This window comes from Microbacterium sp., from assembly GCF_039812165.1.
In the GTDB taxonomy this organism is placed as follows: domain Bacteria; phylum Actinomycetota; class Actinomycetes; order Actinomycetales; family Microbacteriaceae; genus Microbacterium.
In genome coordinates this window covers 1-8,753 of record NZ_JBDIAB010000126.1, presented here as the reverse complement: position 1 = coordinate 8,753, position 8,753 = coordinate 1, and the positions used below count along the sequence as shown (strand labels likewise).

The following is an 8,753-nucleotide window of genomic DNA, read 5'->3' as shown; positions in this document are numbered from 1 at the left end:
GCGGTCGCGCACATCGACCCCGACGCGAGCGACGACGAGATCGCCGCGATCAAGGCCGACCTGGCCGACGAGGGCTTCCGGGCGCAGACCACCGCCGACCAGATCGGCGCGTTCCAGACCGTCATCGCCGGCATCGTCGGCGTGCTCAACGCGTTCGCGGTGATCGCGCTCATCGCCGCGGGCTTCGGCATCGTCAACACGCTCCTCATGAGCGTGCAGGAGCGCACGCGCGAGATCGGGCTCATGAAGGCGATGGGCATGGGGAGCGGCAGGGTGTTCGGGCTGTTCAGCACCGAGGCGGTGTTCATCGGCTTCCTCGGGAGCGCCATCGGCGCCGGTGTGGCGATCCTCGCGGGCTCGGCGATCAGCTCCGCGCTCGCGGGCTCGCTGCTGTCGGGGCTGCCGGGCCTTCAGATCATGCTCTTCGAGCCGGCGTCGATCGCGACCGTGATCCTCGTCGTGATGGCCATCGCGTTCCTCGCCGGCACGCTTCCCGCGCGCCGCGCGGCCAGGCAGAACCCGATCGACGCGCTCCGCTATGAGTGAAGATGGAGAGATGACCGACGCGGATGCCGGTGGCCTCAGGGAGCGCAAGAAACGCGCGACCCGCCAGGCGATCGAGCGCGGCGCCGTCGAGCTCGCCCTCGAGCACGGATACGAGAACGTCACCGTGGAGATGATCTGCGAGCGCGCGATGATCTCGCAGCGCACGTTCTTCAACTACGCCGGCTCGAAGGAGCGCGCCGTGCTGGGCGTCGCGACGCCGCTGCCGGGCCCCGAGCTGCGCGCCGCGTACCTCGCGGGCGAGGGCGGCAGCCCCCTGGAGGGGCTCGTCGCGACGGTCTCGGCCGCGTTCTCGGAGTTCGACGGCCAGGACTCGACGCTGTTCCAGGACCGCCGCCGCATCGTGCAGGAGAACCCGAGCCTCGCGATCAAGGAGTTCGCGCGCATGGAGGAGACGCAGAACTCGATCGTCGAGCTCGTCCGCGAGCGCCTGCGTGCCGACGAGCCGAGCCGCGACGAGCGCGACGTCGACGACGAGGCGCGCATGGTGGTCTCGCTGACCTTCGGCATCATGCACTACCTCGTGCGCGACTGGATCGCGGGCGGGTCCGTCCGCGACGCGACGGATGCCGTCGCGCAGGCCGTCCGCCTGGCGCGCCGCGTCGCCGGCGCCTGACCGGTCGCTCAGAGCACCGGCATCCGCGTGTCGTACTCGGCCCGGGTCGGCTGCCGCCGGTAGCCGTCGCGCAGCACGACGCGCACCGTCGCCGTGCCCACGACCGCGACGGCCACCGCGACCAGGGCTGCGATCAGGATCTCCATGCGTACCGCTCCTCTCCGGGTGCTCAGCTGTGGACCCATCCAATCGCGGGGCACCGCCAGGAATCTCGGTCCAATTCGCGCATACTGGACTCATGTCGATGGTCACGGGTTCCCGTCTGTCCGCCCGCGCGCTGCTCGCCCTCGCCGGCGAGCTGGACGCGGGATCGGCGGCGTACGAGGCGCTCGCCGAGCGCATCCGGCTGCTCATCGTGGACGGGCGCATCCCGGCCGGCACGCGCCTGCCGTCCGAGCGCGAACTCGCCGTCGAGGCCGGGCGCAGCCGGACGACGATCGTCGCCGCATACCAGTCCCTGCGCGACACCGGCCACCTCGTCAGCCAGCGCGGCTCGGGCAGCCGCGCGACGCTGCCGGGTCGTGCAGGCGCCCTCGATGCGCCTCGCCGCGAGGTCGACTTCGCGCGGGCGGTGCCGCCGCCCGTCGACGGGCTGCAGGAGATCGTCGCCGAGGTCTCGGGGCGCATGCTGCAGGCCCTCGACGGCCCCGGCTTCGACCTGCTCGGCAACGAGGCGCTCCGGCGGGCGATCGCCGACCGCTACACGCAGCGGAGCGTGCCCACCTCGCCCGACCAGATCGTCGTGACGATGGGCGGCCAGCACGCGATCTCGCTCGTGGCGCACACGATCCTCTCGCGCTCCGACACCGTGCTGATCGAGTCGCCGACGTACCCGCACGCGTACGAGGCGTTCCGCCGCGCCGGCGCGCGCCTGGCGACCACGCCCGTCACCGTCGACGGATGGGACGTCGACCATCTCGTGGAGACGATCCTGCGCGTGCGCCCCGCCGCCGCGTACCTCATGCCCGACTTCCACAACCCGACCGGCGCCTCGATGGCGCCGGCCGGGCGCGCCCGGGTCGCGGAGGCGGCGCGAGCGGTCGGCACGGTGCTGATCGTCGACGAGACGACCGCCGACCTGACGATCGACCGAGACTGGGACGACGGTCCCTTCGCGCGGCACGCCCGCGGGGCATCGCCCGTCTCGGGCTCCGGCGTCGTCACGATCGGCTCACTCAGCAAGTCGGTGTGGGGCGGCCTGCGCCTGGGCTGGATCCGCGCGGACGGCGCCATCGTACGCAGGGTCGTCCAGGCGCGGCCGGCGGGCGACCTCGGCACTCCGCAGCTCGAGCAGCTGCTGGGCGAGCGCATCGTGCGCGCGTTGCCCGAGCTGCTGCCGCACCGCCGTCGGCTGCTCGGCGAGCATCGGACCGTCATGAGCGACGCCCTCGCGCGCCATCTGCCGCAGTGGCGAGTGCCGCGACCGGCGGGCGGCCTGTCGATGTGGGTGCAGCTGGACCGGCCGGGCAGCTCGGCGCTCACGTCGCTCTGCGAGGCGCGCGGGCTCGCGCTGGTCGCGGGCCCGAAGTTCTCCGTCGACGGCAGTCTGGAGCGGTTCCTGCGGCTGCCGTTCACCTCTCCCGTGGCGGATCTCGATGCGGGCGTGCAGCTTCTCGCCGAGTCGTGGGAGCAGCTCTCGGCGCGCGCGACACACTCGACGGTCGACGAGCGGCTGCCGCAAGTGGTGTGATGCGTGGCATCCCGCGCGTCGTCCCCTTGTGTCGACAGTCCGCGGGGGCCATGCGAGATCAGCGAGGTTAGGCTAACCTAAGACTCGACGATATCGAGAGGATGCCGCTGCCCGCATGAACCACCATCAGGCCCATTTCCTCCTCGTCGGCGACGCCAGCGACATCCCGGCGATCCGCGACATCCTCCTGCGCCTGCCGGTCGACGCGTACGGGCAGGTGTTCCTCGAGGTCGGCTCGGTCATCCAGATCCAGCGCCTGCCCCTGCCCGAGGCCATGTCGGTGACCTGGCTCCGTCGCGACGAGCGCTCGAGCGTGGTCGACGCCGTGCCGCCGCGCGGCGAGCTGGTCACGCGCGCCGTGAGCGCGTGGATCTCCGAGTGGATGCCGGAGGACCTCTGCGAGCACGCGACCCCGTACGTGCTGTGGATCGGCTGCTCGGCGAGCGAGCGCGTCGACCGCCTGTACGAGGAGCTGCAGACCCGCATGCCGGACCTGCACCTGCACCACCCGCACAGCGACGTCGCCTGAGCGGCGTTCCTCGTTCGGGAAGCGTGGCGGACTGCTCGTTCGAGGGTCAGGAGTGCCCGCGTCCTGTGCGGCCGACCGGCGAGTCCCGGCCCCTCAACGACCTCGCGGCGGAGCCTCTCGTTCAGGCGCGACGGCATCCGCGCCGGTCTCGACGGCGACGGATGCCGCGACCTGGCCGCCGGCATCGGCGTCGACGCGCTGCACGGGGCCCGTGGACGGTGCGGCCGCGGAACCGACGGGCGCGGATTCCGCCGTCGCGAGCCAGCGCGAGGGCGTGAACGAGAGCACCGCCCACAGCGCGACGGCCACCGCCGCGTAGACCGCGAAGGCGACGATCCAGGCGATGAAGGGCGTCTCGACGGCCTCCCAGCTCTGCGGGAACGGCAGCACGACGAAGACGAACACCGCCACGGCGACGGCCTGGGCGCCCGCCCACAGCAGCCGGCTCCGCCGCCACAGCGCCCGACCCGGCAGACCGGCGAGCGGCAGGGTGACGAGGGGCAGCGCGCTGAGGCATCCCACCGTGACGGCGGCGAGCGTCTCGACCGCGAACAGCCCCACCGCGTCCGACTCGCCCCAGCCGGCGCCGACCGTGCCGCTGTAGGCGAGCCACCCGGCGAACCCGAGGACGAGCAGCCACACGCCCTCGGCGACCGATGCCTCGGCCTCGCGCTCCTCCGACACCGTGCCGGCGAGCACGACGGCCAGGACGAGGCCGAACACGAAGCCCGGCTCGAAGCCCACGGCGCGGCTGAGGAGAGCGGTGAGCAGCACGATGACGAGCGAGCCGGGTCGCAGCGCGAGCCGGCTCGCTTGGCCGCGACGCGCCAGCCACACGGCGATGAGTGCAAGCCCGAGCAGGTTCTCCACGACCATGCCGGCGAGGATCGAGAGCACGAGGCGCACCGAGCCGCCGTTGAGGCCGAGCTCGGGCTCGACGAACGCCGCGAAGACGCTCGCGACCACGAGCCCGCCGGCGAGGACGAGCAGTCGCGGCATCCGGTCGATCGCCGCGCGCAGGCGCGCGGTTGCGGTCGACACCGGCGCGAGGGCGCGGGTCCACTCGTCGTAGCGGGCCGACAGCGCGGAGTCGACGAGACGCCCTGGCAGGCCCACGAGGGCCGCGAGCACGATGGCGACGGCCAGGCATCCGCCGAGGCTCGCCGGCGTCAGCGCGACCTCCTGCACCGTCTGCAGCCCGCTCAGCGTCGACGGCGTGTCGGCGGTGAACGCGGTCGGGGCGCTCGGGACGGGTGTCGCCGACGGCTCGGGGGCGGCCTGCTCGGCGGGTGCGAGCGCGGTGATCACGTTCAGCTGCACGCGCTCCATGAGGTCGTCCATGCGCGCGTCGAGCTCGGCACGGCTCTCGCTGGCGAACCCGTCCGGCGCGACGACGAAGAACCAGAAGCCGTCGCGGGCCTGGAACTGCCAGCTCGCGTCGACGTGCTCGGCGTTCGAGGCGGTCGGGCGGCCGTCGGAGCGCAGTCGGATGCCGTCGGCGTCGCCGTCCTGGAAGAAGCTCGGGATCGCGAGCAGACGCGCGGTCTCGGATGCCACGACCTCGCTGCTCGCCGGCGTGTAGCCGGCGCCCAGGAAGCGGATGCGGGGTGAGTCGCGGTCGAACCACCAGCACTGCCGGGCGGCGTCGGCGAGGAACAACGGCGAGACGTTCTCGGGCGCCGCGACGAAGCCGGACGCCTCCAGCTCCGCCACGAGGTCGGGGCCGAGCAGCTGCTCGCACGTGAGCGGGACGGCGGCCTCCGAGGGGGCGGCGCCCGCGGCCGCCGCGGGCGCGGTGCCGAACAGGCCCACCACGACGATTGCCCCCATGAGCGCGAGCAGGATGCGGGCGCCGAGACGGCGCGACGACAGGGTCCCCATGGTGGGCATCGTACCGAGTCCCCGGAGCCTCTCCCGAGTGTCGCGCGAGCCACGTCGCGAACCGTCCGCCCGCGCCGCGCCGGCGGGAGGGCGGCCGGTCGTCCGCCGGCGCGGTCGGGCCGGTCCACTTCCTGCGAAGTGGCCCGCGCCGCCCCATGCCGAGAGACAGTGGAATGGAGCACGTCGACGCGACGCGGACGCGAAGGGAGCGACGATGGCGGTGACCTCGATCGGACGGCGCGCGTGGCGCGACCTCGGCGGCGACGAGGGCGCGCTCGACCTCGTCGCGGACCCCGCGCCGGCCGTCGGCCTGCCCGCGCGGCTGCGCGCCGGCGAGCTGATGGGAGATGCCGTCGCCCTCGCCTCGCTCGCGATCCAGCAGGTGCAGATCGCCCGCGGGCAGCGGCGGGCGCCGCGCGCGGTCCGGCCCGACGGCGCACGGATCACGACGTCAGCGCAATGCGAGCGGCACTTCCTCGTCGACGGCGTCGCCCCGGATGTGTGGGCTCCGTTGTCGGGCTTCTGGCGCGCGGCCGACGGCTGGGTGCGCACGCACGGCAACTACCCGCACCACGCCCTCCGGCTGGCGGCGCTGCTCGACGTCGCGCCCGACGCGCCGAAAGATGCGGTCGCCGCCGCGGTCGCGCGATGGCCCGCGGTCGCGCTCGAGACCGCGGCGGCCGAGGCCGGCGCGATCATCGGTGCCGTACGCAGCCCGCAGCAGTGGGCGGGACATGCGGAGTCGGCCGCCGTCGCGGCCGCACCGCTCGTCGACGTGCGGACCGACGCCGGCGCCGGTCGCCGTGCGGGCTGGACGGACGACGCGGACGCTCCGCTCGCCGGCATCCGCGTGCTGGATCTGACGCGCGTGCTCGCCGGCCCGGTGGCGACCAGAGCCCTCGCGTTCGCGGGCGCCGACGTGCTGCGGGTGGACTCGCCGCGCCTTCCCGAGCTCGGCTGGCAGCACCTCGAGACCGGCCACGGCAAGCGCTCGACGACGCTCGACCTCGCCGACGCGCGCGACCGCGGCGTCTTCGAGGAGCTGCTCGCTCGCGCGGACGTCGTCGTGACCGGGTACCGTCCCGCGTCGCTCGACCGGTTCGGCTTCGCGCCCGACGCGCTGTGGGAACGGCATCCGGGTCTCGTTGTCGGCTCCGTCGCGGCGTGGAGCACCACCGGACCGTGGGCGGCGCGCCGCGGCTTCGACAGCATCGTCCAGGCGATCAGCGGCATCGCCATGGTCGAGAGCCCCGACGGCGTGCGACCCGGCGCCCTGCCGGCACAGGTGCTCGACCACTCCGCCGGCCACCTCCTCGCCGCGGCGGTGTGCGTCGCCCTCGACGCGCAGCGTCGCGACGGGCACGGTCGAGCCGCGCGGGTCGGGCTCGCCCGCGTCGCGCAGGAGCTGCTCGACGCCGGTCCGGCGGGCGAGGGCGCCGACACCGCACCGCCCCCGCCGACGCTGCAGACCGGCGACACCGCCGCGGGCCGCGTCACGACGGCGGTGCCGCCGGTCGCCTATCCGGGCGGTCCGCTCGAGTATCCGACGCTCGCCTCGCCGTGGGGACGGGACGCGGCGGCATGGCGGTAGCGGGGCCCGACGGCATCCACCCGCGCGTGGGCTTCATCGGCCTCGGCCGCATGGGCGAGCCCATGGCGGTGCGGCTCGTGCAGGCCGGCACGCCGCTCACGGTGTGGAGCAGGACGCCCGCGAGCGTGCGTCGAGTGACGGATGCCGGTGCGACGCCGGCCGTGGACGCCGCCGCGGTGTTCGCCGCGAGCGACGTCGTGCTGCTCATGCTCGCGAACGGCGAGGCCGTCGACGCGGTCCTGGGGCGCTCCGCCGACGGGTTCGGCGTGCCGGTCGAGGGACGCCTCGTCGTCAGCACGGGCACGGTGGCGCCGGAGCACTCGCGCGCGCTCGCCGCCGAGCTGGCCCGCCACGGCGCGCGCTTCGTGGAGGCGCCGGTGTCGGGATCCCGCGTGCCGGCTCAGCACGGGCAGCTCGTCGCGATGCTCGCCGGCGACGAGGCCGACGTCGAGGAGGTCCGGCGCCTCGTCGCGCCGCTCGCGTCGGCGGTCTTCGCGTGCGGACCGGTGCCGCGCGCGCTCGAGACCAAGCTGGCCGTGAACGTCTTCCTCATCGCGATGGTCACCGGCCTCGCGGAGTCGGTCGCCTTCGCCGAAGGCAGGGGAGTCGATCGCGACGTGCTGCGGGCGGTCCTGGATGCCGGGCCGATGGCCAGCGCGGTGTCGACGCTCAAGCTCGCCAAGCTCGTGGACGGCGACCTCGCGGCGCAGGCGGCGGTGAGCGACGTGCTCTACAACAACCGCCTGATCCTCGACGCCGGCGGGGCGCAGCGGCTGCCGCTCATGGCGGCGACCGCGTCGCTCTACGAGCGCGCCGAGGCGCTGGGCTTCGGCGGTTCCGACATGATCGCGGTGGTCGAGGCGCTGCGCGAGGCCGGCGCGGAGCCCGCCGCCACGTGACGACACGCGGAAGCGGGGGCCGCGGCCGGAGCCGCGACCCCCGCGTGGGCCGGTGTCAGCGCGACGCGACGAGCCGGGCGCCGGCGACGAGGATCGGTGCGTAGCAGACGACCGCGAGCACGACGCCGATCGGGCCGAGGCCGAAGGCGGGGACGATCCAGGGCAGGAAGCCGAGCGGCGCGATCCACCACGAGACGGCCTTCGCGCGGGCCAGCCCCAGCGACAGCAGGCCGATCCCGAGGATGCCGCCGACCATGCCGGTGTACTGCCAGATCGCGACCGACCACTCCTTGGCCGCGGCGTCCATCGCGACGGCATCCGCGATCGGGAGCGTGTTGCCGGCGCTCACGAGGAACCAGTCCGAGAGCAGCAGTCCCGACATCTGCACGGCGCCGAACGCCAGGATCGCTGCGGCGATCGAGAGGAAGACCCGCCCGCGTGCGCCGCGCAGCAGGCCCAGCGACGCGAGCGCGCCGAACGCGATCGCGACCCAGCCGTAGTGCAGCAGGTTCGCCGACCAGAGGCTCAGCGCCGGGTCGGCGGCGAGCGACTCGATGTAGCCGGCGCTGCCGGGCGAGGTCTGCGGCGGCGACGTGAGGAACCCGCCGGTGAACAGCAGCGGCGCCGCGAGGAGTCCGACGCCGCCGACGCGCTGGAGCGTGGAGGGGCGGACCGGGCCGAGGCCCGCGACGACGCGGGGGCGGGCGGATGCCGCGGCCACGGGCCGGTCGGTCGTGGTGGTGGGGGCGGGAGCGAAGAGGTCCATGATCGTGTGCCTTTCGGGGCGGTTCAGGTTGGTGATCCCAGATTCCCGGCCGCGTGCCCCGGGCTCCCAGGGAGCGCCGTCCCGATCCGTGTCCCGACTTCCGCCCGGGACCCGAGGCCGCTCGACGCCGAGCGCGGGGTTGGGCACCGGCATCCGGCGCCGGCTCATCCCGACGCGGGGGTATCCCGTCGCCGGCGCTTCCCGTCGCGGGCGCTTC

At 74.4% G+C, this 8,753-nt stretch carries 9 protein-coding genes; 6 read left to right on the top strand and 3 right to left on the bottom strand.

The features are described 5' to 3' along the window. A partial coding sequence (locus tag WML84_RS10350) for an FtsX-like permease family protein (protein WP_347346063.1) occupies positions 1-546 on the top strand: 546 nt, incomplete at its 5' end. 10 nt (positions 547-556) lie between these two features. Continuing rightward, positions 557-1,180 carry a TetR/AcrR family transcriptional regulator gene (locus tag WML84_RS10345; RefSeq protein ID WP_347346062.1) on the top strand — a complete coding sequence of 208 codons (624 nt, stop codon included), beginning with the start codon at positions 557-559 and terminating at the stop codon, positions 1,178-1,180. Positions 1,181-1,188: 8 nt separating this feature from the next. Here WML84_RS10345 and WML84_RS10340 read toward each other — a convergent pair whose 3' ends face one another. Further along, a complete protein-coding gene (locus WML84_RS10340) occupies positions 1,189-1,326 on the bottom strand; it encodes a hypothetical protein (RefSeq protein WP_347346061.1) in 138 nt (45 codons plus the stop codon). 92 nt (positions 1,327-1,418) lie between these two features. Between WML84_RS10340 and WML84_RS10335 the strand changes: the two genes are divergently transcribed. Together WML84_RS10335 and WML84_RS10330 are read left to right on the top strand one after the other, a co-directional pair. Beyond that, entirely contained in the window at positions 1,419-2,870 is a 1,452-nt protein-coding gene (locus WML84_RS10335) for a PLP-dependent aminotransferase family protein (protein WP_347346060.1), read from the top strand. A gap of 115 nt (positions 2,871-2,985) precedes the next feature. Further along, the gene (locus tag WML84_RS10330) at positions 2,986-3,399 is read left to right on the top strand and encodes an SIP domain-containing protein (protein WP_347346059.1); all 414 of its coding nucleotides are present in this window, start codon (positions 2,986-2,988) and stop codon (positions 3,397-3,399) included. A 93-nt stretch (positions 3,400-3,492) separates the two neighbouring features. On the opposite strand, the gene WML84_RS10325 is transcribed toward WML84_RS10330, so the two are convergent. Continuing rightward, a complete protein-coding gene (locus WML84_RS10325) occupies positions 3,493-5,280 on the bottom strand; it encodes a hypothetical protein (RefSeq protein ID WP_347346058.1) in 1,788 nt (595 codons plus the stop codon). A gap of 214 nt (positions 5,281-5,494) precedes the next feature. Between WML84_RS10325 and WML84_RS10320 the strand changes: the two genes are divergently transcribed. Next, complete coding sequence (locus WML84_RS10320) at positions 5,495-6,871, top strand: CoA transferase (protein WP_347346057.1); 1,377 nt, start codon at positions 5,495-5,497, stop codon at positions 6,869-6,871. Next, complete coding sequence (locus WML84_RS10315; RefSeq protein ID WP_347346056.1) at positions 6,862-7,770, top strand: NAD(P)-dependent oxidoreductase; 909 nt, start codon at positions 6,862-6,864, stop codon at positions 7,768-7,770. The genes WML84_RS10320 and WML84_RS10315 overlap by 10 nt, the downstream gene beginning before the upstream one ends. A gap of 55 nt (positions 7,771-7,825) precedes the next feature. Here WML84_RS10315 and WML84_RS10310 read toward each other — a convergent pair whose 3' ends face one another. Then, positions 7,826-8,536 (bottom strand): hypothetical protein, encoded by a 711-nt coding sequence (locus WML84_RS10310; protein ID WP_347346055.1) that lies wholly within the window; start codon positions 8,534-8,536, stop codon positions 7,826-7,828. Between the last annotated feature and the right edge of the window lie 217 nt (positions 8,537-8,753).

Excerpts from the sequence above, each read along its gene's own strand:
- WML84_RS10345 (WP_347346062.1), top strand. The coding sequence starts at position 557 with ATGACCGACGCGGATGCCGGTGGCCTCAGGGAGCGCAAGAAACGCGCG.
- WML84_RS10340 (WP_347346061.1), bottom strand. The coding sequence starts at position 1,326 with ATGGAGATCCTGATCGCAGCCCTGGTCGCGGTGGCCGTCGCGGTCGTG.
- WML84_RS10335 (WP_347346060.1), top strand. The coding sequence starts at position 1,419 with ATGTCGATGGTCACGGGTTCCCGTCTGTCCGCCCGCGCGCTGCTCGCC.
- WML84_RS10330 (WP_347346059.1), top strand. The coding sequence starts at position 2,986 with ATGAACCACCATCAGGCCCATTTCCTCCTCGTCGGCGACGCCAGCGAC.
- WML84_RS10325 (WP_347346058.1), bottom strand. The coding sequence starts at position 5,280 with ATGGGGACCCTGTCGTCGCGCCGTCTCGGCGCCCGCATCCTGCTCGCG.
- WML84_RS10320 (WP_347346057.1), top strand. The coding sequence starts at position 5,495 with ATGGCGGTGACCTCGATCGGACGGCGCGCGTGGCGCGACCTCGGCGGC.
- WML84_RS10315 (WP_347346056.1), top strand. The coding sequence starts at position 6,862 with ATGGCGGTAGCGGGGCCCGACGGCATCCACCCGCGCGTGGGCTTCATC.
- WML84_RS10310 (WP_347346055.1), bottom strand. The coding sequence starts at position 8,536 with ATGGACCTCTTCGCTCCCGCCCCCACCACCACGACCGACCGGCCCGTG.